The organism is Haloarchaeobius caseinilyticus (assembly GCF_051207395.1).
In the GTDB taxonomy this organism is placed as follows: domain Archaea; phylum Halobacteriota; class Halobacteria; order Halobacteriales; family Natrialbaceae; genus Haloarchaeobius.
Window position 1 is genome coordinate 353,869 of record NZ_JBPJZC010000003.1, and the last position, 24,523, is coordinate 378,391.

Annotated in this window: 19 protein-coding genes; 12 read left to right on the top strand and 7 right to left on the bottom strand. The window is 64.2% G+C overall.

Annotated elements, in window-relative coordinates; translation table 11 throughout:
* Positions 1-18: 18 nt before the first annotated feature.
* Positions 19-1,458, bottom strand: a complete 1,440-nt coding sequence (locus ACSC1P_RS14395; RefSeq protein WP_435360885.1) for an MATE family efflux transporter — start codon at positions 1,456-1,458, stop codon at positions 19-21.
* 242 nt (positions 1,459-1,700) lie between these two features.
* Here ACSC1P_RS14395 and ACSC1P_RS14400 point away from each other — a divergent pair, with 242 nt between their 5' ends.
* The 7 genes from ACSC1P_RS14400 (at position 1,701) to ACSC1P_RS14430 (ending at position 8,174) form a co-directional block, all read left to right on the top strand.
* Complete coding sequence (locus ACSC1P_RS14400) at positions 1,701-2,909, top strand: CapA family protein (RefSeq protein WP_435360886.1); 1,209 nt, start codon at positions 1,701-1,703, stop codon at positions 2,907-2,909.
* A 90-nt stretch (positions 2,910-2,999) separates the two neighbouring features.
* Entirely contained in the window at positions 3,000-4,181 is a 1,182-nt protein-coding gene (locus ACSC1P_RS14405; protein ID WP_435360887.1) for an outer membrane protein assembly factor BamB family protein, read from the top strand.
* Position 4,182: 1 nt separating this feature from the next.
* A complete protein-coding gene (locus tag ACSC1P_RS14410) occupies positions 4,183-4,599 on the top strand; it encodes a hypothetical protein (protein WP_435360888.1) in 417 nt (138 codons plus the stop codon).
* 47 nt (positions 4,600-4,646) lie between these two features.
* Positions 4,647-5,909, top strand: a complete 1,263-nt coding sequence (locus ACSC1P_RS14415; protein WP_435360889.1) for a PQQ-like beta-propeller repeat protein — start codon at positions 4,647-4,649, stop codon at positions 5,907-5,909.
* Positions 5,902-6,498: a hypothetical protein gene (locus tag ACSC1P_RS14420; protein WP_435360890.1), complete on the top strand. Its 597-nt coding sequence runs from the start codon at positions 5,902-5,904 to the stop codon at positions 6,496-6,498. Before ACSC1P_RS14415 ends, ACSC1P_RS14420 begins: the two co-directional genes overlap by 8 nt.
* Before the next feature lie 32 nt (positions 6,499-6,530).
* Positions 6,531-7,388: an S-methyl-5'-thioadenosine phosphorylase gene (gene mtnP, locus ACSC1P_RS14425; RefSeq protein ID WP_435360891.1), complete on the top strand. Its 858-nt coding sequence runs from the start codon at positions 6,531-6,533 to the stop codon at positions 7,386-7,388.
* A gap of 348 nt (positions 7,389-7,736) precedes the next feature.
* The gene (locus tag ACSC1P_RS14430) at positions 7,737-8,174 is read left to right on the top strand and encodes a hypothetical protein (protein WP_435360892.1); all 438 of its coding nucleotides are present in this window, start codon (positions 7,737-7,739) and stop codon (positions 8,172-8,174) included.
* A gap of 53 nt (positions 8,175-8,227) precedes the next feature.
* Here ACSC1P_RS14430 and ACSC1P_RS14435 read toward each other — a convergent pair whose 3' ends face one another.
* From ACSC1P_RS14435 to ACSC1P_RS14460, 6 genes are all read right to left on the bottom strand, one after another.
* Entirely contained in the window at positions 8,228-9,181 is a 954-nt protein-coding gene (locus ACSC1P_RS14435; protein ID WP_435360893.1) for a hypothetical protein, read from the bottom strand.
* Between the two features lie 471 nt (positions 9,182-9,652).
* Positions 9,653-10,321, bottom strand: coding sequence for a helix-turn-helix domain-containing protein (locus tag ACSC1P_RS14440; RefSeq protein ID WP_435360894.1), 669 nt, complete (start codon positions 10,319-10,321; stop codon positions 9,653-9,655).
* A gap of 65 nt (positions 10,322-10,386) precedes the next feature.
* A complete protein-coding gene (locus tag ACSC1P_RS14445; protein ID WP_435360895.1) occupies positions 10,387-11,478 on the bottom strand; it encodes a segregation/condensation protein A in 1,092 nt (363 codons plus the stop codon).
* A complete protein-coding gene (gene smc / locus ACSC1P_RS14450) occupies positions 11,471-15,061 on the bottom strand; it encodes a chromosome segregation protein SMC (RefSeq protein ID WP_435360896.1) in 3,591 nt (1,196 codons plus the stop codon). Before smc ends, ACSC1P_RS14445 begins: the two co-directional genes overlap by 8 nt.
* A gap of 275 nt (positions 15,062-15,336) precedes the next feature.
* On the bottom strand, positions 15,337-15,654 hold the full coding sequence (locus ACSC1P_RS14455; RefSeq protein ID WP_435360897.1) for a DUF7518 family protein: 318 nt from the start codon (positions 15,652-15,654) through the stop codon (positions 15,337-15,339).
* 111 nt (positions 15,655-15,765) lie between these two features.
* Complete coding sequence (locus tag ACSC1P_RS14460; protein ID WP_435360898.1) at positions 15,766-16,173, bottom strand: hypothetical protein; 408 nt, start codon at positions 16,171-16,173, stop codon at positions 15,766-15,768.
* Positions 16,174-16,288: 115 nt separating this feature from the next.
* On the opposite strand from ACSC1P_RS14460, the gene ACSC1P_RS14465 reads away from it, so the two are divergent.
* From ACSC1P_RS14465 to ACSC1P_RS14485, 5 genes are all read left to right on the top strand, one after another.
* Positions 16,289-16,453, top strand: coding sequence for a hypothetical protein (locus ACSC1P_RS14465; RefSeq protein WP_435360899.1), 165 nt, complete (start codon positions 16,289-16,291; stop codon positions 16,451-16,453).
* Between the two features lie 363 nt (positions 16,454-16,816).
* Complete coding sequence (gene gatB, locus ACSC1P_RS14470) at positions 16,817-18,301, top strand: Asp-tRNA(Asn)/Glu-tRNA(Gln) amidotransferase subunit GatB (protein WP_435360900.1); 1,485 nt, start codon at positions 16,817-16,819, stop codon at positions 18,299-18,301.
* A gap of 82 nt (positions 18,302-18,383) precedes the next feature.
* Positions 18,384-20,180 carry a hypothetical protein gene (locus ACSC1P_RS14475; protein ID WP_435360901.1) on the top strand — a complete coding sequence of 599 codons (1,797 nt, stop codon included), beginning with the start codon at positions 18,384-18,386 and terminating at the stop codon, positions 20,178-20,180.
* Positions 20,181-20,311: 131 nt separating this feature from the next.
* On the top strand, positions 20,312-21,757 hold the full coding sequence (locus tag ACSC1P_RS14480) for a PAS domain-containing sensor histidine kinase (RefSeq protein ID WP_435360902.1): 1,446 nt from the start codon (positions 20,312-20,314) through the stop codon (positions 21,755-21,757).
* Between the two features lie 168 nt (positions 21,758-21,925).
* The gene (locus ACSC1P_RS14485; RefSeq protein WP_435360903.1) at positions 21,926-24,436 is read left to right on the top strand and encodes a DNA topoisomerase I; all 2,511 of its coding nucleotides are present in this window, start codon (positions 21,926-21,928) and stop codon (positions 24,434-24,436) included.
* Positions 24,437-24,523 lie beyond the last annotated feature (87 nt).

Consider the following 24,523-nt stretch of genomic DNA (forward strand, 5'->3'; position numbering starts at 1 on the left):
AGGTGGCGCGGGGCTGGCCTATTCTTCGTCGACGCCACCGTCGGTCGCCACGTCGACGTCGTCCACTTCGCGGTCCACCAGGGACTTCTTCCACGTCCCACGCGTGAACCAGAGGATTGCGGCGATAGCCCCAATCACGTCACCAATCGCGACTGCAGTCCAGATACCGGTCGTGCCCCAGCCGAGGTCGAACACGAGGTAGTACGTCAGTGGGACGCGAACGAGCCACAGCGCGACGACGGAGAACACCAGTGCGGTCGTGGTGTCGCCCGCACCGCGGAACGCGCCGAGGAACACGGGGAACAGTCCCATCGCGACGAACGCGATGGCGACGACGCGGAGGTACTCACTCCCGTACACCAGCGTCTCCGCGGCCTGCGCCGTGTCGGCACTCATCAGCGGCCGAAGGATGACCGTCGGGAACGCGTAGATGAGCAGCGCGACGACGGCGAGGACACCAGCCGCCAACTTCGCCGCAATCCACACCGCACGCTCGGCCCGGTCCGGTCGCTCCGCGCCGAGGTTCTGGCCGACGATGGTGTTCGTCGCCTGTCCCAGCCCCATCGCGGGGAGGAACACGAGCGAGATGACGCGGTTGCCGAGACCATATGCCGCGACGACTGCGGGCGGGAACGTCGCCACCATCGCGGTCAGCGAGATGAACGCGAGCGAAGACATCGACTGCTCGGCCGCGCTCGGGACGCCGACGCGCACGATGTCACGGATGGTCGGCAGGTCCGGCGCGAGGTGTTCGCGGCGAATCTCCGGGCCAACGTCGGTGGCGAACAGGATGTAGAAGCCGAGCACCGTGGCAACGCCGCGGGCCAGCACCGTCGCGATGGCTGCCCCTTCGATGCCGAGTTCGGGGAACGGCCCGACGCCGAAGATGACCAGCGGGTCGAGGACGACGTTCACGACGACGGAGACGAGCATGATGCGCATCGGGGTCTTCGTGTTGCCGTAGCCGCGGAGCAGCGAGACGAACACGAAGAAGCCGAACAGGAACGGCATCCCGAGGAAGAAGATGCGCATGTAGTCCGCGGCCATCGGAATGATGAGCGCCTTCGTCTCCGGGTCGGCGGGCAAGAGGCCGAGCATCGCGTCGGTTACGAAGAAGCCGACGAGACCGAGCAGTATCGACAGCGCGCCGATGAAGGTGACCGTCTGGCCAGCGACGAGGCCGGCGGAGCCGTCACTCTTGGCTCCTGTGTACTGTGCGACGAGGATGGCACCGGCCGCCGTGAACCCGCCGCCCACCGAGATGAGGAAGAAGATGAGCGGAAAGGCGAGGCTCAGCGCGCCGACCGCGTTCGAGGAGTACGCCCCGAGCCACGCCGTGTCGGCGAGGTTGTACGCGACCTGCAATAGCTGGATGGCCACCATCGGCCACGCCAACCGAACCATCGGCCGAAGGAGTTCACCCTCGGTGATGTCGTTTTTGACCTTCGGTTCTACCATTACGAATCGAAACGGTCTCTACTCTTATCAAGACTCCTAGGGGACGATAGCATCTGTCACGGCTGCCGGCGGCGGCGGACCCCGCCGCGAAACGACGACTGAACAGTTTCGAAATTCGCGCTGCAGTTGACGAGGGAGTCTCTGAAGAAACCGAACCTATGACAATCACCAATAGAACTTTGAACGGCCGCTTTCGCCCGGTAGGGGCCTCCTAACCCGGAAACGTTAGTTGAACAAACAAAATGCCCAAGAGCCGAAGCGTCGAACGACACGATATCGAGACGAAAGGACGTAGCCGACGAGCGCTTCTCGCGGCCATGGCCGTCAGCGGCTGCCTCGGGAGCCCATCCATTCCGGGCGGCGGTGAAGATGACAAATCGTCGACACAGACGCCGAGACCGACGCGGACATCGACGACACGGCCGACGGCGACCGAGCAGTCGCCGAGCACGCTCGAAGCCACCGACCGAACGGTCGTCGGATTCGGGGGTGACACCATGGTCGGCCGCGACCTCGACGACGTGTACGGAAAGGACGGCGTCGACCCGGCCAGCATCTGGGGTGACCTCCACCAGCGGCTACAGGAACTCGACGCGGTCTGTTGCAATCTGGAGTGTTGTCTCTCGAAGAAGGGCGAGCGATTCCCCGACCGGTCGTACTACTTCAGAGGTGACCCCGAGTGGGCAGTCCCGGCACTCGGCGCCGGGAACGTGCAGTTCGCCTCGCTGGCGAACAACCACGTGATGGACTACGGGGCAGACGCGCTGGTCGACACCATCGACCATCTCTCGGTCGCCGACATCACGGTCGCGGGTGCTGGCGAAACTGTCGACGCGGCGCGAGAACCGGCCACGTTCTCGGTGAACGGCCTGGACTTCGCCGCAGTTTCCGTCTCCGAACACGCGAAGGAGTACGCTGCGACCGCCGACAGCCCAGGTATCGCCTACGCAGTGGCCGACCGCAAGAACGAACGGACGCGATGGGTCGTCAGTGACATGCTCGAACGGGCGAAGTCGACCGACCCGGACGTTCTCGTCGTCTCGGTCCACTGGGGTGAGAACTGGACCGAGCGACCCACCAACCGCCACGTCGATTTCGGTCACTGGCTCGTCGACCAGGGCGTCGACATCGTCCACGGCCACAGCGCACACGTCGTGCAGGCCGTAGAGCAGTACGGGGACGGACTCGTCCTCCACGACACCGGCAACTTCGTCGACGACTTCGGCGTAGTCAACCGGGTGCAGAACGACGAAAGTTTCCTCTTCGAAGTCGCCCTCGACGGCGACGAACTGGGCTCGGTTCGCCTCGTCCCCACCCACATCGACAAGGGCGTCTCCCGCGCCGATGAGGAGCAGGCGGCGTGGCTCAGAGAGACGATGCGTGAGCGGTCTGACCCGTTCGAGACGACGTATCGACGGGACGACGACGACGGACTCGTAGTCGACCTCTGAGTCGACGAGTCCCGAACTCGGCATTTGTGACGATGATTGCGGACGGCGAGCACCGAGAGATATTTATCACCACAGAATACTGTCTGAATCATGAGTGGTCCCGCGCAGTGGCTCTCGAGACGTGACCTCCTCCTCGTGGCGGCCGGTGCCGGACTGGCCGGACAGACCGTCACACCGGACCTGTTCACTGGCACGCCGGACCTCGACGCGCCTGGCGCGCCGTGGCCTATCGACGGCGGGTCGGCACGCCGAGACGGCTACGTCGAGACCGCACTCGGTGACGAGTTCGAGACCGTGTGGGAAACCGCCATCCCGGCAGGCGGCAGTACGGTCCGAGGACTGGTCGTCGGTGCCGACACCCTCGTCACGAACGAGGTGAACAGGCTCGTCGCCCTCGACGCTCACACAGGCGAGCGACGCTGGACGAACCGGGCTGATTGGAGCGGGTACGCGATGGACCGTGTCGGCGCGCTGTCGCTCGTCGATGGAACGGTCGTCTTCGCCACCGACACCGGTCCCGCTGGGGCCGACGTGCAGACGGGCGACCGCCGGTGGAATCGTTCCGGCCGACTCTACAGGCGACTCCCGCTCGGCGACACGCTCCTCGGCGTCGGCGAAGACGCGGGGGTCGGGGCGTACGACCCGAAGACCGGCGTCGAACAGTGGCACGTCTCCAAGGAGTCGAACTGGAACCCTATCGTCGCTGGGGACGGCCGAGTCGTCTGCCTGCTGGCGAGTGGAGCCGCAGGCGTGGTCGACGTGAACGACCGAACACCGACCCAGACGACGCTCGACGTGCTCTCGCCCGGCCCGACGACGACCGGCGCGTACGGCGGCGGCCTCGCGTTCCTCCTGGAACACGGGCATGGCGGTGGCGCGCTCGTCGCGTTCGACCCCGCCGCGGGCGAGGTCCGCTGGCGGCGTGAGAGCCGAACTGGTTCGAGCGTGATCACCGACGGAGAGACCGTCTACCTCCCCGACCCGGCCGGCGACGATGGGACGATTCGAGCACTCGACGCGACCACCGGCGACGTCCGGTGGGAGCGACAGGCGGCCCTCGGGAGGTACACGCACAGCCCTGTCTGTACCGACGAGCGACTGGTCGTCAACGACGGCGAGTCGCTGCTCGTCCTCGACAGCGATGACGGGTCGCTTCGGAACCGAATCGACCTCCGTGCCGGGGCGGTTGCCAGCGGGGGACCACTGGCCGTCGCCCACGACCGCCTGTACGTCGTCACCGACACGCACGTCGTGGCACTGGAGGTGGCCTGAGATGGGCCTTCTCGGCCGCATCGGCTGGGGATTCGTCATCATGCTCCCACTCAGCGTCGTCCTGTTCCCAATCGTCCTCGTCGTCGGGACGTACTTCTCATTCGCGCAGTCGGAACTGAACAGTGTAGTCTTCATCCTCGCTGTGCTCATCGCCGACGAGTCGTACGACACGAGTCGCTTCTTCCTGTTCGCGGGGGTGACATCACTCCTATTCTCGGCACTGGCCTACACCGCTGGGCAGTTCGGGAACACCCTCGCCGGACCGCCGATAGTCTTCGCCCCAGTTCTCGCCAACCTTCTCGCCGCGATACTCGTCGCGTACGTCGTCGCCTATCGCGGTGGCGACGAGCACTTCGCCCGGCAGTTCGGTCGGTTCGTCGGGTCCATCAGGTACGACCACCGGGCCGACGAGCCGTGATAGTCCGCACCGAGAGATATTTATCACTACGAAATGCTGTCTGAATCATGAACGGTCCCGCGCACTGGCTCTCCAGACGTGAACTCCTCCTCGTCGGGTCGGCCGCCGTCGCCGGTGGCCAGTACGTCCGCCCGTCGCTGTTCCGCGACGAGCTCGACACCTCGTTCGAGGCGTCGACCGCGGCGTGGCCGATGCCCGGCCGGACGCCCCGACGACGGGGATTCGTCCCCATCGAGGACGGCGGCATCACCGGAACAGCGTGGCGAACCGACTTGGACGGGAACTTCGCTTCCGAATTCGCCGTCGCCGACGGGACGGTAGTCGTCGGCGACTCGTACAGTTCGGCAGATTCTCACGAATTGCTCGCCTTTGACGCCGCGACCGGGACGGTCTCGTGGCGACACGGCCCGACCACGGTCGCCAGCGCCGAGGGCTACTCGGACGGCTTCGAGGGGACACCGGCGGTCGCCGACGGCCGGGTCTTCTGTCCGACCGACCAAGCGCTCCAGACACTCGACACGTCCGGGGCGTTCGAGTGGCGACTGCCAGACCTGCCGAGACTCCGCGTCGGACAGGCCTTCGACGACACGTACCTCCCTGTCGGGTCGGTCGTGTTCCTCCCCGACCGGGCAGGACTCACTGCATACGACGTGACGAGCGGTCTCCGGCACTGGGTGACGGAAGATCCTTCCTTGCGGATGGCCCGCCTGTCCCCGCTCGCGTCCGACGGGAACGTGGTGTACGCCACGGAGGCGGGCGCTCTCCACTCGGGACCCGTCGTCGCGATCGACGCGCGGGACGGGTCAGAACGGTGGCGAACCGAGGAGATCGAGGCGGAGATACCAGACTTCGCACTGACTGAGGATACCCTGCTGGTGGTCGGGCGAGTCAAAAACGATGGTCTCGAATACGGCGTCGTCCAGGCGCTCGACATCGAAGACGGGCAGACCCGCTGGCGGGTCGAACCCGACTCGAAACTCGCCAGGCTCGTGACCGACGGCGACCTCGTCCACGTGTTCTGGTACGACACCGCCCTCATCACGCTGCGAGTCGACACAGGGGAAGAAGTGTGGACCCACGCTATCGACGGTGACATCGGTGGGGTGGTCCGCACCCAAAATAGCCTGTTCTGTCACCACGACGCCGGGGTCAGCGTGTTCGACCCCGAGACCGGCGAGGTTCGGTCTCGCCACCCGCTTCCCGGCGGAGCGGGCGAGGACGAGGTACACGACATCGCCTACGCCGACGGCCACCTGTTCGCGCTGCGAGACTCCGGTCTCACGGCGCTGGAGGTGGCCGTCGATGAGTGAGGAGACGGCCGAGAAAGAGCGACCGGTCGCGGACTCGGACAACGACGAGAGAACAGATGGAGCAGTCGAGACAGACAACGAGCAGACGCCGACCGACGCAACCGAAGCAACCGAAGCAACCGAACACGTGAGCGTCGGCGACTACGACAAGCGCTCCGACCGACTCCTCGCTCGGGCCGGGCGGTCGATTCCGCTCCTCATCCCGGGCTGGCTGGCGACCTACCCGGTTCGCTGGCTGCTCAGCGAGCAGTCGCTCGTGTCGGCTCCCGGCTTCGTTGGCATCCTCCTCGTGACCCTCACCGCGTTCCTGATGGCGGGTGACGGCGAGGACGCGAAGACGGCGGCCATCTTCTCGGTCGAGTTCGCAGCCTTCTTTTTCGTCCTGCAAGAGGTGCTGTCTCCGCCGATGTCCTCGGTGCAGGGCAACCCGCGGTTACTGCTCGGTCCCGTGTTGACCCTTCTGGGTGCGGCGACCTTCGCCTACCTGCTGGCGTATCGAAACGCCGCCTTCGCCCTGTGGCGCTGGCTGGTCGACCTGCGATACGGGTTCGACCGCGACCACGAGGCGTCCTCGGCGGACGACTCGTAGCCGTTTTATCCGCGCCGCGTGACCGTGGCAGTATGACCATCGGCGTCATCGGCGGCAGCGGCATCTACGAGGCCCTGCCACTCGAAAACGTGGAGAAGCAACGTGTCGAGACACCCTTCGGCGAGCCCTCGGACGAGATTACGCTCGGCGAACTCGCGGGCAAGGAGGTCGCCTTCCTCCCGCGACACGGGCCGGACCACCAGCACACCCCGACGAACGCGCCGTACAAGGCGAACATCTACGCGCTGAAGTCCGTCGGCGTCGACCGCATCATCGCGACGAACGCAGTCGGCAGCCTGCGCGAGGACCTGCCGCCGCAGACGCTCGTCGTCCCGACCCAGATCTTCGACCGGACGAGTCAGCGCGAGCACACCTTCTTCGGTGACGGCATGGTCGTCCACATGGGCTTTGCCGACCCCTACGACCCGCCGATGGCCGAGCACCTCGCCGCGGCGGCCGAGCGCGCCGACATCGACGCAGACGTCGAGGAAGGCGGTACCTACGTCTGCATCGAAGGCCCGCAGTACTCGACTCGCTCCGAATCCGAATTCTACCGCGAGCAGGGCTGGGACGTCGTCGGCATGACGGCCATTCCGGAGGCGAAACTCGCCCGCGAAGCGGAGATGAGCTACGCGACGGTCACCGGCATCACGGACTACGACGTCTGGAAGACCGACAACGAGGTCACGCTCGACGAAGTCCTGGAAAACGCCGCAGCCAACCAGGAGTCCATCAACGCGGTCGTCGAGGAAGCCGTGCGCTCGATGCCCGAGGAATTCGAGAGCAGGGCCTGGTCCGCCCTCGAAGGCACTATCAACACGCCCAGCGAGGCCATCCCGGACGAAACCCGCGAGCGCGTCGACCTGCTCGCTGGTGAGTACCTCGACTGAGTAGCAAACAGCGGTTCGCGGGCCGATTTTTCTGGGGACATACGGTTTTTACACAACTGGCATGGCGCGCGCTGTGCTGGGTGGTCGAACGAAGTGAGACCCGCAGCACGATACCGCGCGAGGGATGAGCACCACAGCGAACCGAAGGTGAGCGAGGAGCGGAATCGGATGGGGAGGTTGTGGCGAGGTGCGGGAGGGGCGGTGCGGTCGTGTTCCGCCGGCGTTAGTGAACTGCTCGTCCGAACGGACACTCACGGCATCGACGCCAAGCACCACTACCAAACTGACCGGAATCGACTGTCGACAGCACCATATGCTTTTTACTGTCGCACCACTCCACTCGGGGTAATGGACGAGGCGACGTTGGCCGCACACGCAGCCACCCAGCTCGGATGCGACGAGGACGCCGCCGCGGAGTTTCTCGACACACTGGAACACGCGGTTGGCTCGGTCTGCCCGCTCTGTGGCGACGGCTACATCGTCGAAGCCGACGACGACCGCTGGTTCCCGTCGCGAGGTCGCCAGTCGCGGACGGTGAATCTCGGGTTGATGGAGCTCTCGCTATCGAAAGGGCGCGAACTGAAAGACGACGACGCGACCGGCCTCTCGAACCCCTACTTCTGTTCCTCCGGCCACGACACCAAGAGGTGCGTGCTGTCCGGGCAGTTCGTCGAGACCGTCGCAGTCAACACGGTCCGTGGCGTCGAAGAGACTGCACGGCGGCGTGCCCGCCGCGACGACTACACCGAGACGCGTCTCGACAGGGCACGAGAACGACTCGACTGACGACGTTCGAGAGAGAACATCCCGTACTCGACTGAACGACTGTTCGTCGTCGGTTAGCCGATGTCCGAAAACAGGTCTTCGAGCCGCAGGTCGAGGTCATCGGCCAGCCACCAGAGCCGCTGGCGAACCTCCTGCGAGACGGCCACTGCGCCCGGCTGTGCCCGAGCGACCGCGACGTAGGCACGGGCCGCGGCCCGAGCCACCTCCTGGTCGTCGTCGGCCAGTGTCGTCGTCAGTGCGTCCAGCGCCCCGGGCAAGAGTTGTGGCTGGGCACAGGCGAGGTGACCGGCCGCCAGTGCGGTCGCGCGGCGCGGCCCGCTCGCGCCGTCTCGTAAGAGCGACGCGAACAGGTCGTCCACGTCGTCGCGGACCGCACCGGGTGAGTCGACACCGACGGCGGCCAGCAGTTCGACCGCAGCGATCTGGAGCGCCGGCATCGGTTCTCGGGCGTTCGCGACCACGTCGTCGACCACGGACAGGACCGACTCCGGGTAGCGTGCGGCCACGTCGGCGAGTGCCCCGGTCGCGTAGACGCGCACGTCCCAGTCGCCATCGTCGTCTACCACTGCGGCGATGTCGTCGACGACGGCCAGCACGCGGCTGGGGCCGGACGCGGCGAGTCGCGCGTACAGTCCCGTCATGGTCGCTCGGACGTAGGGGTCCGCGGCCGACAGGTACTGCGTCATCGACTCGACCCACGCGCTGAACGCCGACGGCTCGGAGTCTGCCAGTTCACACAGCGCGTCGGCGGCCCGCCGCCGGACGCTTGCGTCGCCGTCTTCCAGTGCCGACAGTAGCTGGTCGATAGCCGGCGTGACGACGTCGGGGTGTGACGAGGCGAGGTGATAACAGGTGTCCGCGGCCGCCGCGAGTACGTCGGTGTCGCTACTGGTGAAGAACGAATAGAGTTCGTCGGCTGAGTCGGCGGCACTCGCCGGGTCGGACTTCGCGAGCGAACACAGCGCCTCGGCGCGGTCGCCGTCGTCAGACCCACGCAACAATCCCATCTACCAGACGTTTCACGACCATCACCATGAATATTCGTACCGGCCGTGTCGACGCGTCGTCGATGAGACTGCCACGTCGCAGTTGCTCTGTATCGTGTGAAAACGGTGAACGCCGGCGGCAGGCCGACGGTGCAAGCGAATTGCGGTGACGCCTGACGGATGTGATGATGGGCTTCGACTGACGGTGGATGCGATGTGGGGCCAGTCGGCCTGCCGTGGCGTTCGAGCGGTGCGAACGATTCTCCGACGAGGTGGCGTCAGAGGAGGCGTCGCACCCCCAGACCGCCGCCCCCTTCCCCCTCCGATTCGGCGGGACGACGGTCAACAGTATATACTCGGTATGACCCCTTGGTCACACTGCTTGCTATCTAAACCGGTATTAAACAACGTGTACGCCGCCTTGCGTTTCGCGTCGTCTCTCGGGGCGACGACGACGTCGAAACCGCGGCCACACGAAGGTGCCAGAGCGAGTCAGCGCGCCTGCTGTTCGACGAGAACGTCGAGTTCGTCGCCGAGTGCCTGCTGGAGCACGCTCTCGGTCGCTCGCCGGATTCGCTCCGAGGCGGCCTGATTCGAGATGTCGAACCGCTTCGCGATGTCGTCGAGCGTCGAGCGCCGTGGGATGGAGAAGTAACCAGTCTGGACGGCGTAAACGAGTGCCTCACGCTGTTCACCAGTCAACCCATACTCGTTGTCGTTCGTCGCTTCGGCCTCTGTGACGTGCGACAGCCGGTGCAATTCGAGGCTGATTCCCCGTGTGCGACACATCGAGTGGAAGTGGCTCACGTTGGCGTCGCCGGGGAACCGCACCGTGAAGCGCCACTGTGCCCCACCGCGTATCCGGAGGACCGTCCCGTCCGTCTCGACGAAACAGGAGAGGACGTCGTGAACGGCCTCGTCCCACTCGAATCGATACAGCCGTTTCTCGCCGACAGTTTCGACAGCCCGATAGCTCTGAATATACTGACACGTGTCGAGCGTGTCCTCGAATTTTTCGTGGGACCCCCAGACCCACGCACTCGGAAGCACTTCGGTTCCGACCGGAACCGCCGACTCGAATTCGACCTCGAAGTCGGTGTACTCCGGTGTTTTCAGTGCGAAGTCGTCACCGTCGACCGTGAATTCCGCGATGACCCCCATGCCTGCATGATAGGGCCGTGAGTGATATCACGCTTCCGTACCAGACGCAGACATATCAAAAATATTCAGTCAGCGATAGCCTCTTCTGACACGCGTGCCGCCGACGGGTCCTGGACCCAGAGGTCGCCGAACAGTTCGTCTTGCTGGAGCTTGACCTGTCCACGGTGTGCCAGAAAGAGCAGCGCGAGGAACGTCTGAACCCGCGTCCCGCCGACGACGTCGATTTCGGCGTACAGTACCTCCGCGCGACCCGCGTCGTAGTGGTCGCTCAGCGCAGCACGCACGTCGTCGATTATCTCCTCGATGTCCTCCTCGTGGGTCGTGCCCGTCACCTCGTCTTCGGTCGGTTCGTCGCCAGCACGGAAGTCGTCGCCCGCGTGGTAGTCGAGCGTCTGCGTCCCGCGCTGGAAGCCCTGCGGCGACTGGCTGGTGTCGTACTCGCGCCGTTGCTTCCACCACGTCCCGCGCTCTGCGTCGCGCAGGTCCCGGACGAGTTCGTCCAACGTTTCCGGCGTCCCGCGCGCCTGCTTGCGGTCGAGACGGCGCTCCATCTCTTCTTCGAGTCCTTCGACCGGGTCGAAGTTCGGGTCCGGGTTCTCCGGCGGTTCGTCGTCGAACGGCTGCTCCCACGGTTCGAGCGTGTCTTCCTCGTTGTCGTCGCTCCCGTGAATCAACTCGTCACCCTTCATTCGGAGCAAGACGCTCGCGTAGAACAGTGCGCGGCCGGAAGTCCGCAAGTCGACCTCTTCGAGTGCGTCCAAGAATTCGTCGGTGACGCGCACGATGTCGATGTCCCACGGGTCGATGTCGCCACGTTTGGCCAACTGGACCAGCAACTCGACCGGTTCGACTTCGCCGTCGTCGGCTTCGTCGACTGCGTCGTCGTCCGGGAGCACGTCGTCGATGGCGTCGGTCTCGTCGGTTGTGACCTCGGTCTCTTCGTCGTCTTCGCCGTCGTCCAGCACCTCGTCCAAGTCGTCGGCGTCGCCCGCGTAGAACTCGTCCGGGTCGGTCAGTTCGTCGTCAGCGTCTGCGCCCGCTTCACTGTCCTCGTCGATACCGAACGGGTCGTCCAGTTCGCCCGGCGGCGTGCGGTCTTCGTGGCCGGAAATGTTCAGGAGGTCCTCAGGATTTCCGTCAGATCCCTCCTCAGTCATCGGCTGGTACCTCCTCTTCGACCTCCCCGCTACCGTCAGAGAGGTCGATGCCGGTCACCGCCGAGACGTTGTTCTGCTGCATCGTCACACCGATTGCTCGCTCGGACCGGTCGAGCATCGCGGTTCGGTGCGAGACGACGACGAACTGCGCGCGGCCCGCGAGTTCGTCGACCATCTGGCCGACGCGTTCTGCGTTGACCGCGTCGAGGAATGCATCGACTTCGTCCAGCGCGTAGAACGGAGCCGGGTTGTGGCGCTGGATGGCGAAGATGAACGCGAGCGCGGTCAGCGACTTCTCGCCGCCGGACATCGCGTCGAGACGCTGGATGGGCTTGTCGCCCGGCTGGGCCTTCATCGTCAGACCGCCGTCGAAGGGATCCGCCTCGTCTTCGAGGTGGAGGTGGCCCGAGCCCGCGGAGAGCCGGCTGAAAATCTCCTGGAAATTCTCGTCGATGGCCTCGAACGACTCCATGAAGGTCTCCTTCTTCTGAGATTCGTAGGACTCGATACGCTCGCGGATGCCGTCTGCCTCCTCGGCGAGCGTATCGCGACCGGAGACGAGTTCGTCGAGGTCCGACTTGACCGCGTCGTAGTCGTCGATGGCCTTCATGTTGACCGGTTCCATCGCGGTCATGTCTTCTTCGAAGGCGGCCGTCATGCGGACGACCTCGTCGTGGTCGGGAATCTCGTCGGGGTCGTAGTCGCCGACCTCGGCTTCGAGACTCTCGATTTCCCACTGGAGTTGTTCGACGGCCTCGGCCATCGAACTGAGTTTGCTCTCGACGGCGTCGACCTGTTTCTGGACCGAATCACGCGCCGCCTCGGCCTCTTTGAGGTCGGCTTTGAGCGACGTGCGTTCTTCCTTGAGTTCGGAGAGTTCGTTCTCCAGTTCGAGGACCTTCCGGCGCTTGCCTTCGAGTTCTTCCTCTTTCTCTTCGATAGATTCCTCGAAGCCGGTGATACGCTCCTCGTGGTCGGCTTTCTTGTTCTGGGCCGTCTCGATGTCGTCGTGGAGGTCTTCGATGGACTCCTCGGCGTACTGCTTCTCCAACTGGAGTTCGTTCAGGCTCGCGTCGAGGTCGTCCATCCGGTCCTCGATGCGGTCGATTTCCTCCTTCTTCTCGTCCATCTTCGCCGTGAGTTCGGGGATGTCCGAGTCGGCGAGGTCTCCTTCGATGTCGGCCACCTCGGCTTCTAAGTCCGAAATCTGGGCCTTGTACTCGCCGAGGTCCGACTCGATTTCTTGCATCTCGTCGTCGACCGATTCGCGCTCGGCGTCGAGTTCTTCGCGGCGGGCTTCGAGGTCGGCGACCCGCTCGTCGATGGAGTCGAGTTCCGCCTGCTTGCTCTCGATGTCCGATTCGATGGACCGGACCGCATCGGTCGCCTCAGTCTTTCGGTCGCGGGCGTCGTCGAGGCGCGAGTCGACGCTCTGGACGTCATTCTGCAGCGACTGTCGCTCGTCTTCGAGGTCGGAAATGCGCTCGGCGACCCGCTTCAACTGGCCTTCGCCGGAGGCGTCGAAGGAGTACCGCGAGCCTTTCGACGACCCGCCGGTCATCGCACCGGACTTCTCGACGAGGTCGCCGTCGAGCGTGACCAGTCGGTACTTGCCCTGCATGTCCCGCGCGGTGTCGAGGGTGTCGACGACGAGCGTGTCACCGACGACGTGGCTGAAGATGCCCGCGTACTGGGACTCGAAGTCGATTAGGTTGTACGCGAAGTCGACGACGCCCGGCGCGTCCGGCGCGCTCGGGAGCGACCGGTCGCGCATCTTGTTCATCGGCAGGAACGTCGCTCGGCCCGCATTGCGGGACTTGAGGTGCTCGATACACTGCTGGCCGATTACGTCGTCGCGGACGACGACGTTCGCCATGCGCCCGCCCGCGGCGGTCTCACACGCGGTGGCGAACTTGGGGTCGACGCTGCCCAACTGGGCCACTGCGCCGTGAACGCCATTGATGCCCGAATTCAGCGTCGTCGTCACCGCACGGCCGAACGAACTGTCGCCCGACTGTCCGGCCTGCGCTTCGAGTTCGGCGTACTCCGACTGTGCTTTGCGGAGTTTGTCCTCGACCTGTTGGAGGTCACCCTGCAGTTCCTGTTTCTCGGCTTTGAGGTCGTCCAGCACGCCCTCGATGTTGAGGACGTTCCGTCGCGCTTTCTCCAGTTCGTCTTCGAGGTCGGAAATGTCGGCTTCGAGGTCCGGTTTGCTGGCCTTTGCTTCCTCGATGTCGTCGGCGATTTCGCTGGTCTCGTTCGACCGGCGACGCGCCTCGTCGAGCAGGCGGTCCTTCTCGCGCTGGAGTTCGTTCTTCTCGTCTTTGGCTTCTTCCAGTTCGGCCTTCTTCGACTGCAGGTCGGCCTTCAACTCGTCGTACTCGGTGTCGATTTCGTCGATTTCGGCCTGGAGTTCGGCGAGTTCGCCCTGCTTCGTCGCCACGTCGGCTTTCAGTGAGGACTTCTGCACCTTCGTCTCGCGAATCTCGCTGGCGAGGTCGTCGACCTCCTCTTGCTTGCGGTCGATTTGGACAAAGGCGTCGCGGCGTTTGTTCTCGGCTTCTTGAATCGCTTCTTCGCTCGCCTCGATCTTGTCCTCGAAGCGCGCCACGTCGCCTTTCAGGCTCTCGATGTCGCGCTTTATCTCGAGTTGTTCGTCCTCACCCTTGCGCTCGATTTCGGCGTTCAGGTCTTCGAGGTCTTCCTGCAACCGGACCACGGTTCCCTGCTTCTGGTCGAGGTCACGGTGGAGGTCGTCGAGTTCTGCTTGCTTCGACTCGCGGCGGTCTTCGGTACTGGCGAGGTCTTCGCGTTTCTCCTCCAATTCGGCCGCCTTCAGGTAGCCTTCGTAGGTCTCCTTCTCGCGGCGGAGACGGCGATACCTGAGGGCTTGCTGGCGCTCGTCTTCGAGTTGGCCGAGTCGCCCACGCTTCTCTGAAATCCGTAACTCGGCTTCGTTGATTCGCTCTTCGACGACCTCCAACTCTTCCAGCGCGGCGTCTTTCTTCGCGTCGAACTCGGCGACGCCCGCGATTTCGTCGATGATTTCACGACGCGAAAAGGGCGTCATGTTGATTATCTCGGTCACGTCGCCCTGCATGACGACGTTGTACCCTTCCGGGGTCACGCCCGCCTGTGCGAGCAGGTCCTGAATGTCGGAGAGGTTGACCGACCGGCCGTTGAGGTAGTAGTACGAGTAGTAGTTGTCCTCGGTCTGCTTGACGCGGCGCTTGATGCGGACTTCGTCCACGTCGCCGACGTCGTCCGACCCGGCGGCGTTGACGATTTGTGTACGCTCCAGCGTCCGGTCGGTGTTGTCGAGGATGACCTCGACGATGGCCTCGCGGGTGGCGCCGTCGCGCTCGCCGTCGTCGTGTCCGGGGTTGTAGATGAGGTCGGTCAGCTTCTCAGCCCGGATGCCGCGAGTGCGGGCCAGGCCGAGGGCGAACAGCACGGCGTCGATGATGTTCGACTTGCCGGAGCCGTTGGGGCCGGTGACGACGGTGAAGTCCTCGTAGAAGGGAATCCGCGTCTTCCTGCCGAAGCTCTTGAAGTTGTCCAGAACGAGCTCTTTTATGTGCATAGTGGGGGTGCTCCGGTGGTCTGTGTGGGTCCGAGTCCGGAGGTCGCTCGGTTTCCGGCGGCTACAGTCTCCGGATTCATAGCGGTGTCGCTTGTATCCGGTGGCCGACCGTCTCAGACCGGCGACCGCCTCGGTATCGTCTGTGTTCCTGTGCTGGAGTACCTTAAGGATACGTCAGACACGTCACTCGTCGGTGATATGAAACGAGTGCCTGCCGGAAACCACGGGAATCCCAGCCATGGCGGCCAGCGCGGCACGAAAGTCTGTCAGTCGATTCAGGCGACGATGATGTCGTCACCGAGTCCGGACTCCTCGCTCTCGTCGTCGTCGGCCGTCTCCTCGGACGGGTTCGCGTCGGCGGCGGCCGCCTCCACGTCGGACTGGTCGGCTTCGCTGGCACCCGGTTCCGGGGTCAGCATCTCCTGTTGTTGTTTCGACGTGTCGGGCGCGACACTGCGCGGGTCGGCTTCGAGTTCGGCTTCGAGAATCCGGACGCGCTCTTTGGTTTCGACGAGTTCTTCGGTGAGTCCGCGAACGGTAGATTCCAGTTCGTTGACGGTGGCCTCGAGGTCTTCCACCCTGTTCTTCGCCATACACACATCGCGTGCGTCAGGAACCATAAACCTGCGTCAGACATCCAACAAGAATGTGATACGTCGGCGACGAGGTCGTCCCTCGTGGCACGAACCGGCGACGGACGTGGCTCAGACGCCCGTTTCGTACCACTCCGACATGTCCTCCTCGTAGCCGACGCGGGCACGGGCGAGGACGTTCTCGGGGATACTCGGGTGTTTCACCACGTCGGTGAACAGCAGTTGGAGCGTCACACGCTTTCGCTCCCCCGAGAGCAGTATCGTCCGCGCCTCTCGGACCGTACTCTCGTCGACCGAAATCTCGCCTTCGACCGCCAGTTCGGTCGGGGCCGTGCGGTCGAGGTATATCTCGACCGCGAGGTTCACGTCGTCGTCACTCGGGCGGGCGTAGAGACTGGTGACGAGCAGGTCGTCCGGCCCCTTCGTCGACGGCGGGTCCTCGCCGAACTCCAGACACCCGGCCAGCGCGACACAACTCCCCAGTCCTGACGCCCGGCGGAGGAAACGGCGACGGTTCATTCCTGCTCGGTGATTCGTCGGAGTCGTAGAAAAAGGCGCGTACAGGGTCGAACTTCGAGTCGAACCGTGAGGACAGTGAGGAAGGCCTATAGCCGGGCCGAAGGACGAGTTTTCTATGGTGTCGCAACTCTATCAACTCGGCCTGTTGCTGGTCGTCTTCGGCGGGTTCGTCGTGCTCGCGTCGTCAGGGCTGATCGCGAGGTTCGCGGTCGTCGCGATGATTCTCGGCTTCGCCCTCGGCTGCATCGGTGTCCTCGGCGACGGTGTCGGCAGGGAGTAACCGACCAACCGCGTGACACCGGTTCCCTCGCGTTCACTCTGGCGCGCGCTGTCGCTACCCGAGTGAACGGATGTGAGCGAGTGGTGGCGACGACATCGCGCGAGGGATGAGCGACACGAACGGTGCGAGGCGACTGTGTCGCCTCGTTGCGAACGGGGAGCAAAGCGATCCGTGAGCTAAGTGAGTGGAGCGAATCGGATGGGGAGGGTGTGGCGGCGGTCATGTTCCATCGGCGCTAGTGGACTGCTCTTCGAAACTACCAGCCGCAGCTTCGAACGCTGATACGAGACCACCAACTCCGAATACGCACACCAAAATCAGAACCCGTCACGCTTTAACCACCACACACCGAATCCACGCCCAATGACTGCGCAGGCTGCCGAACGGGGCGAACTCGCGGCCGTCATCGGCCTCGAGGTACACGTCCAGTTGGAGACGGCGACGAAGATCTTCTGTGGGTGTCCGACGGAACCGACGGAGGAACCGAACACGAACGTCTGTCCCGTCTGTCTCGGCCTCCCCGGCGCGCTGCCCGTCCTGAACGAGGGCGCGGTCGAAGCCGCCGTCAAAATCGGGAAGGCCATCGACGCCGACATCCCCGAGGAGACGCGCTTCCACCGGAAGAACTACTACTACCCCGACCTGCCGAAGAACTTCCAGATCACCCAGTACGACGAACCCGTCTGCAAGGACGGCACGCTGGAGATTTCGGTCGAAGGCGAGCGCAAGGACATCCGCATTCGCCGCGCCCACCTCGAAGAGGACCCGGGCAGTCTCCAGCACGTCGGCGGCGACATCGATTCTGCGGAGTACACGCTGGTGAACTACAACCGCGCCGGGACGCCGCTGATGGAGATCGTCACGAAGCCGGACTTCCGCAGCCCGAAGGAGGCGCGGGCGTTCCTCGCCAAACTCACGGAGGTCCTCGAATACCTCGGCGTCTTCGACAGCCAGCGCGACGGCAGCCTGCGCGTCGACGCGAACCTCTCCATCGTCCCGGCAGACGAAATCGCCGAGGACGGGAGCATCTCCGAGGAGACCTTGCAGAACGCGAACCGCACCGAGGTCAAGAACATCTCCAGTCACAAGGGCGCGGAGAAGGCCCTCGCCTACGAGCGCAACCGGCAGAAGAACCTCGTCCAGCGCGGCAAGGCCGTCGCACAGGAGACGCGTCACTTCAACGAGACGCACGGGTCGACGGTCTCGATGCGCTCGAAGGAAGAGGAGAAGGACTACCGCTACTTCGAGGAGGCCGACCTCCCGCCGCTGCAGGTCTCGGACTGGAAAGAGCGCATCGACATCCCGGAGCTGCCCGACGCGCGGCGTGAGCGCTTCCAGGAGGAGTACGGACTCGACCGCGAGGCCGCCTCGAAGCTCACCAGCACGAAACAGGTCGCGGACTTCTACGAGGACGTCGCCGAACAGTTCGACCCGGACCTCGCCGCGACGTGGGTCGCCGACAACCTGCTGGGCGAACTCAACTACCGCGACATGGCCATCACGGACGTGGCCGACCGCCTCGACGAGTTCATGCGACTCGTCGAACTCGTCGCCACGGACGAGATTACGACGAAGAACGCCGAGGAAATCGTTCTCAGAGGAATGCTCGACGACGGCGACGCCCCGGACGATGTCGTGGAGCGCGAAGGGCTGGGCAAGACCAGCGACGACGCCGTGGCGACGGCGGTCGAAGAAGCCATCGACGAGAACCCCGACGCTGTCGAGGACTACTACGCGGGCGAAGGCGGCGCACTCAACTTCCTCGTCGGCCAGGTCATGCAGAAGACGCAGGGCAGTGCCGACCCCGGGACCGTGAACGAGAAACTGCGGGCGCGACTGGACGAGTAAGCTGGGTACCTGCTGTCTGCGCTTTTCTACTGCTTCTTTCTCGGGCCGAAACACTTACACGAACTTTCAGAGAGCGTGCAGTATGCGCGCTCGTGTTGGGAAGGCGATACGACGACTGGGAATTTTCTCGGTCGTCGGACTCGCTGGCTTCCTCGCCGTCGTCTACGTCGCCAGTTTCTACGCTGCCCCGATCGCCGACGCGAACGGCGTCGACTTCAGCGAGGAACCGCACGAGGTCCTGAACGACGCAGTCCACGACCTGCAGACACGCGAGTACCGGTACGAACAGCGATACGAGGCCACCGCGAGCGAAATTTCAACCCTTCGAATGGTCAAGCAAGTTGTGGTGGACAACGGAGCCCGCCGATATCAGAAGCGAAACGGACGTATTTGGTCTGCTGACAGGACGAAGCCAGCGGACTGGACCCGGTCGTTCAGCGAATCGACCGTGGGCCACCTGAAAATGTCCTACAGTGATGGAACGGATGACCCATGGGCGCGAGAATCCGGTTACGGCTACGACCCCGGGATGAACGCATTCGGCCAGGAGCCGTCCGTCCCCGCCGGAAGCGTGACCGTGGTGGCAGAAAACGAGAGTGCGGTCGTCTACCGTATCTCGAAGACAGGTGTGGTGACTGGACTGACGGGCTTTTCAGGGGTGAACGCGCGCAATCTCTCGGCATCGATGCGCATACAGGTCTCGAAACCCGATGGGCGAATCGACTGGGCGCGGGTCCACGGGTCGTGGAACGACTACTTTACCGGGGACGTCCAGACGGGACGACTGGCGTTTTCCTTCTCGAACTACGGGGCGACCGACATCGACCGACCACTCGAGACGTATCCTCCGGAACCGGAGACCATCCTGTTCAGGCTTAGTCTCGGGTGGGACGCCCTCGCCTCCGGTGGCTGGGTTGTCGTACTGCTCCTCGGGAGTAGTCTCGTAAGTAGTGCATTCGTCGCTCACCGATTCGTCGACTGGCGTCCCATCCGTGACCGAATCGCCGCACGAACAGCACAGCCGAGGGACAGGCTGCCCAGCCGAGACAGTGAGGCTGCACCAGGATGGTTTCGTTCTGCGCTTCGAGGGTACACGACAGTCCTTGCAGCCAGTTGGCTCTGTCTCCTCGTCCTCATGGTGACGGCGACGGTAATCGGTCCAGCACCAGTGACAGACGACGGACCCACCGTGTCGGCGGACGACCCACCGGCCGAAGTCGTCGCGGATAGCCTCGCGGACCTCAAGAAGCGACCGCACGTCACAGAGGTGTGGATTACGGAGACGAACGAGACGTCAGGCTACTACCGACACGGGATCGTCAAACGGCTGACTCTCGAACCAGGGAGCGAGCGAGCGTCGAGGCAACTGTGGGCCGGCGGATTCCAGACGAACACGACGCCCGATGACCCGGCACAATCGACGTACACGATCGGTGAAAGTAGCTGGTACGAAGAAACCCCGGGCGACTGGTATCGACAACAACCACACGCGCAGACGTACACCTGGATTTCGGCGGGTGACGTCGTCCACAGCGCGACGCCGTTAGGGCGACTCAAACCGTCTGCAGTCGAGCGAAACGATTCCGCAATGACGGTGACGTACACCAGTGCCGCAGCGCTCGGTACGTTTGGCATCTCGGTACCAGAGAATGTAACTGCCCGCGTCGATGTCGTCGTCGCTCTCGGCCCGACGCCGCACGTCCTCCGAGTCATCGAATCAATTGACGGCGACCACACTCACTTCGTCCGAACATATCGCATCCAGGAGATGGGCTCTGCGTCGGTCACAGTACCGGAACACGTCCCCGCGACTGCGGAACGTCTCGTCTGGCGCGCCGAGCGAGGACTGGCCAGAATCGGCTCCTGGGTCGGTCTCTGACTACTGCTGCAATCCTGTACCTCTCGTTCCCTGAGTCCTCACTCCACTGAGCCGTCAGTGCTACGTCCACACGCACCAACACGTTTCGTTTGGCCAACAAGTTATTCACACCGACGCTCTTCGTACTGGCTATGCAGAGCGGCAGTACCGGCGACGTTCGCGTCCTCCACGTCGACGACGACCCGTCTTTTCTGGACCTCACGAAGCGGGCCGTCGAAGCCGCAAGCGACCGGGTCGAGATGTGTCCCGAACCCGACCCGAAGGCCGCCCTCGACCGACTCGACGACGTAGACTGCGTCGTGAGTGACTACCGGATGTCCACGATGGACGGTCTGGAACTGTTCGAGGCAGTCCGAGAGCAGAAACCGGACCTGCCGTTCATCTTGTTCACCGGCAGGGGCTCAGAATCCATCGCGAGCGAGGGGTTGTCGGCAGGTGTCGACGACTACCTCCGAAAGGACACTGGGACAGACCGGTTCCCACTCCTCGCCGAGCGAATCGAGCGCGCGGTCGATGCCGTGGCGCACGAGCGCGAACGACAGGAAGAGCGCGACCGGTTCGCGGCGCTGTTCGAGAACATCCCCGAACCGACCATCGCCTACGAACTCCGTGATGGGCCGGAGCCGTACGTGACAGACGTGAACCCCGCGTTCGAAGAGATATTCGGCTACGACGCCGAGACGGTCGTCGACGAGCGACTGGACGAATTCATCGTCCCCGCAGAGTTGACCGACGAGGCCAGTGAACTGAACGAACGCGTCCAGCGCGGCGAGCCACTCGACGCGGAGGTCCGACGACTCACGGTCGACGGCGAGCGACAGTTCTTGCTCCGAGACGTGCCCATCACGCCGTCCAGCGGTCGGCGGTACGGCTACGCCATCTACACCGACATCACGCCGCAGCGTGAGCGCGAGCAGGAACTGCAGCGACAGCGCGAGCGACTGGAGCGACAGAACGAACGCCTCGAAGCGTTCGCTGGCGTCGTCAGTCACGACCTGCGAAACCCGCTCGCGGTGGCGAAGACGAACGCACAGCTCGCTATCGAGATGGACGACGTCACACGAGTCGAGAACGTCGAGGACGCGCTGGACCGGATGGACGAACTCGTACAGGACTTACTCACGCTGGCCCAGCACGGCGTCGCCGTACAGGGGCTCGACATCTGCGACGTGGAGTCACTCGCGGTCAGGGCGTGGAACGCGGTGGAGACACCCGAGGCGACCCTCTCGGTCGAAGCGAGGGGCGCGATTCGGTGTGACGAGAGTCGAACCCAGCAACTGTTCGAGAACCTGTTCCGGAACGTCATCGAACACGGGAGGGGTGCGACCGAAGTTCGTGTCGGGTTCTGCGGGGACGACGGTTTCTACGTCGCAGACGACGGCGTCGGCATCCCGGACGCCGAGCAGACCGACGTGTTCGACCACGGCTTCTCGACGAGCGACGCCGGGTCCGGCTTCGGGCTGGCAATCGTCGAGTCAATCGCCGACGCGCACGACTGGACCGTCTCCGTCTGTGAGAGCGCCGACGGCGGGGCTCGAATCGATATTAAAGGTGCGGTCGTCATCGAGTCGAACTGAACCTTCGTCGGGTAGAACCGCGTTACGGACACCTGTCGCGCCCGCGCGAGGGCGTACGCAGGCGCGCCTTGCCCCACTCACGTCGTGCGGTTTTCGACCCCCGAAACCTTTAGAACGCGAACTGGCGTACTCCTCGCCAATGACCGACTGCCGAGCCGGAGGTGGGGTATGGAACTGATAATCACAGAGAAGGACAACGCCGCACGACGAATCGCGGAGATTCTGAGTGGCGAGTCCATGGACACGGAGCGCAAGAACGGCGTGAACGTGTACAAGTGGGGCGGTAAACGCTGCGTGGGTCTATCTGGCCACGTCGTCGGCGTGGACTTCCCGCCGGAGTACAACGACTGGCGCGACGTGGAACCGCACGAACTCATCGACGCGAGCATCCAGAAGACGCCGACGAAAGAGAACATCGTCGCCACGCTGCGCCTGCTCTCTCGGAAGGCGAACCGTGTCACCATCGCGACTGACTACGACCGCGAGGGTGAACTCATCGGGAAGGAAGCCTACGAACTCGTCCGTGAGGTGAACGACGACGTGCCCATCGACCGGGTTCGTTTCTCCTCCATCACGCAGCGTGAGGTGACCGAGGCGTTCGACAACCCGGACGACCTCGACTTCGACCTTGCCGCGGCGGGTGAGGCCCGCCAGATAATCGACCTCGTGTGGGGGGCGGCGCTGACACGCTACCTCTCGCTCGCTGCGAGACAACTCGGCGAGGACTTCATCTCGGTCGGGCGCGTGCAGTCGCCGACGCTGAAGCTCATCGTCGACCGCGAGCGCGAAATCGAGGCGTTCGACCCCGAGGACTACTGGGAGATGTTCGCCGACCTCCAGAAAGGCCAGGGCGACGAGGCCGAGGAGTTCGAGTCCCAGTACTACTTCCTCGACGAGGACGGGAACGAGGCCGAACGCGTCTGGGACGAGGAGACGGCTGAGGCCGTCTTCGCCGACCTGCAGGACGCGACGAGTGCGACGGTCACGGACGTGGACCGGCGCACCCGGACCGACACGCCCCCGGCCCCGTTCAACACCACGCAATTCATCCGAGCGGCGAGTTCGCTCGGCTACTCTGCCAAGCGAGCAATGAGCATCGCCGAGGACTTGTACACAGCCGGGTTCATTACCTACCCAAGAACGGACAACACGGTCTACCCGGACGACTTAGAGCCCGAGGAACTGCTCGACGAGTTCGTCGGGCACTCGGAACTCGGTGAATCCGCCGAGGAACTCCTCGAAATCGAGGACATCGAACCGACCCGTGGCGAGAAGGAGACGACCGACCACCCGCCCATCCACCCGACCGGTGAGATTCCCGTGCCCGGCGGCGACGTGGACGAGGACGAGTGGGAGGTGTACGAACTCGTGGTCCGGCGCTTCTACGCGACGGTCGCCGAACCCGCGGTCTGGGAACACCTCAAAGTCGTCTCGGAAGTCGGCGACCACCTGCTGAAGGCGAACGGCAAACGACTCGTCGAAGCGGGCTACCACGCGGTCTATCCGTACTACAACACGTCCGAGAACCACGTCCCGGACGTCACCGAGGGCGAAGAACTCGCCGTCACCGACGTGCGGTTCGAGGCCAAACAGACCCAGCCACCGCGGCGGTACGGCCAGTCGCGGCTCATCGAGACGATGGAGAAGATGGGCATCGGGACGAAAGCGACGCGCCACGAGACCCTCGAAAAGCTGTACGACCGTGGTTACGTCGAGAGCGACCCGCCACAGCCGACCCGGCTCGCGGCGGCGGTCGTCGAAGCCGCCGAGAACTACGCGGACCGCATCGTCTCCGAGCAGATGACGGCCCAACTGGAGCAGGACATGGACCGCATCGCAGCGGGTGAGGCCTCGCTCGAAGACGTGACCGACGAGTCCCGCGAGATGCTCGAAGAGGTGTTCGCCCAGTTGCGCGACTCGCGCGAGGAGATCGGCGACCAGCTCCAGAAGAGCCTCAAGGCGGACAAGACGGTCGGACCGTGTCCCGAATCCGGCGACGACCTGCTCGTCCGCCGGTCTCGGCGCGGGTCGTACTTCATCGGCTGCGACGGTTACCCGGACTGTGAGTTCACGCTCCCGCTACCGAACACGGGCAAGCCCCTCATCATGGACGACAGTTGCGAGGAGCACGACATGCACCAAGTGAAGATGCTCGCCGGTCGCCAGACGTTCGTTCACGGCTGTCCGATGTGCAAGGCCGACGCGGCCGGTGAAGGCCCGAAGGTCGGCGAGTGTCCCGAGTGTGGTGAAGAGCACGACGACGGCGAGTTGCGAATCAAGACGCTCCGGAACGGCTCCCGACTCGTCGGCTGTTCGCGCTACCCCGACTGTGAGTACTCCGTCCCGCTGCCCCGGCGTGGAAACGTCGTCGTCATCGAGGACGAAGTCTGCGACGAACACGGCGCGTTCCACGTCCACGTCGAGTACGAGGACTCCGACCGCGACCCGTGGGAACTCGGCTGTCCCATCTGCAACTACCGCGAGTATCAGGCCAGAGAGAGCGATTCGGGCACCGACCTCGAAGCCGTCGAGGGCATCGGCACGAAGACCGCCGAGAAGCTCAAAGCGGCCGGCATCGAGAGCCTCGACGACCTGAAGAGCGCCGACGCCGACGATGTGGCCGGTAAAGTCGAAGGTGTCAGTGCGGACCGGGTTCGCGGCTGGCAGGCGAAAGCCTGAACCTGCGATTCGTCTCGCGATTTTTCTACGCACGGCAGTCGAGCAGGCGACCTGAATCCGCTATTAGACGTATCGAAGGGACTTTAG

Bases quoted from the DNA above. Each gene is read 5' to 3' on its own strand.
- ACSC1P_RS14485 (WP_435360903.1), top strand. From the start codon at position 21,926: ATGGAACTGATAATCACAGAGAAGGACAACGCCGCACGACGAATCGCG.
- ACSC1P_RS14445 (WP_435360895.1), bottom strand. From the start codon at position 11,478: ATGACTGAGGAGGGATCTGACGGAAATCCTGAGGACCTCCTGAACATT.
- ACSC1P_RS14460 (WP_435360898.1), bottom strand. From the start codon at position 16,173: ATGAACCGTCGCCGTTTCCTCCGCCGGGCGTCAGGACTGGGGAGTTGT.
- gatB (WP_435360900.1), top strand. From the start codon at position 16,817: ATGACTGCGCAGGCTGCCGAACGGGGCGAACTCGCGGCCGTCATCGGC.
- smc (WP_435360896.1), bottom strand. From the start codon at position 15,061: ATGCACATAAAAGAGCTCGTTCTGGACAACTTCAAGAGCTTCGGCAGG.
- ACSC1P_RS14405 (WP_435360887.1), top strand. From the start codon at position 3,000: ATGAGTGGTCCCGCGCAGTGGCTCTCGAGACGTGACCTCCTCCTCGTG.
- ACSC1P_RS14410 (WP_435360888.1), top strand. From the start codon at position 4,183: ATGGGCCTTCTCGGCCGCATCGGCTGGGGATTCGTCATCATGCTCCCA.
- ACSC1P_RS14400 (WP_435360886.1), top strand. From the start codon at position 1,701: ATGCCCAAGAGCCGAAGCGTCGAACGACACGATATCGAGACGAAAGGA.
- ACSC1P_RS14465 (WP_435360899.1), top strand. From the start codon at position 16,289: ATGGTGTCGCAACTCTATCAACTCGGCCTGTTGCTGGTCGTCTTCGGC.
- ACSC1P_RS14440 (WP_435360894.1), bottom strand. From the start codon at position 10,321: ATGGGGGTCATCGCGGAATTCACGGTCGACGGTGACGACTTCGCACTG.
- mtnP (WP_435360891.1), top strand. From the start codon at position 6,531: ATGACCATCGGCGTCATCGGCGGCAGCGGCATCTACGAGGCCCTGCCA.
- ACSC1P_RS14430 (WP_435360892.1), top strand. From the start codon at position 7,737: ATGGACGAGGCGACGTTGGCCGCACACGCAGCCACCCAGCTCGGATGC.
- ACSC1P_RS14475 (WP_435360901.1), top strand. From the start codon at position 18,384: ATGCGCGCTCGTGTTGGGAAGGCGATACGACGACTGGGAATTTTCTCG.
- ACSC1P_RS14455 (WP_435360897.1), bottom strand. From the start codon at position 15,654: ATGGCGAAGAACAGGGTGGAAGACCTCGAGGCCACCGTCAACGAACTG.
- ACSC1P_RS14480 (WP_435360902.1), top strand. From the start codon at position 20,312: ATGCAGAGCGGCAGTACCGGCGACGTTCGCGTCCTCCACGTCGACGAC.
- ACSC1P_RS14395 (WP_435360885.1), bottom strand. From the start codon at position 1,458: ATGGTAGAACCGAAGGTCAAAAACGACATCACCGAGGGTGAACTCCTT.
- ACSC1P_RS14420 (WP_435360890.1), top strand. From the start codon at position 5,902: ATGAGTGAGGAGACGGCCGAGAAAGAGCGACCGGTCGCGGACTCGGAC.
- ACSC1P_RS14415 (WP_435360889.1), top strand. From the start codon at position 4,647: ATGAACGGTCCCGCGCACTGGCTCTCCAGACGTGAACTCCTCCTCGTC.
- ACSC1P_RS14435 (WP_435360893.1), bottom strand. From the start codon at position 9,181: ATGGGATTGTTGCGTGGGTCTGACGACGGCGACCGCGCCGAGGCGCTG.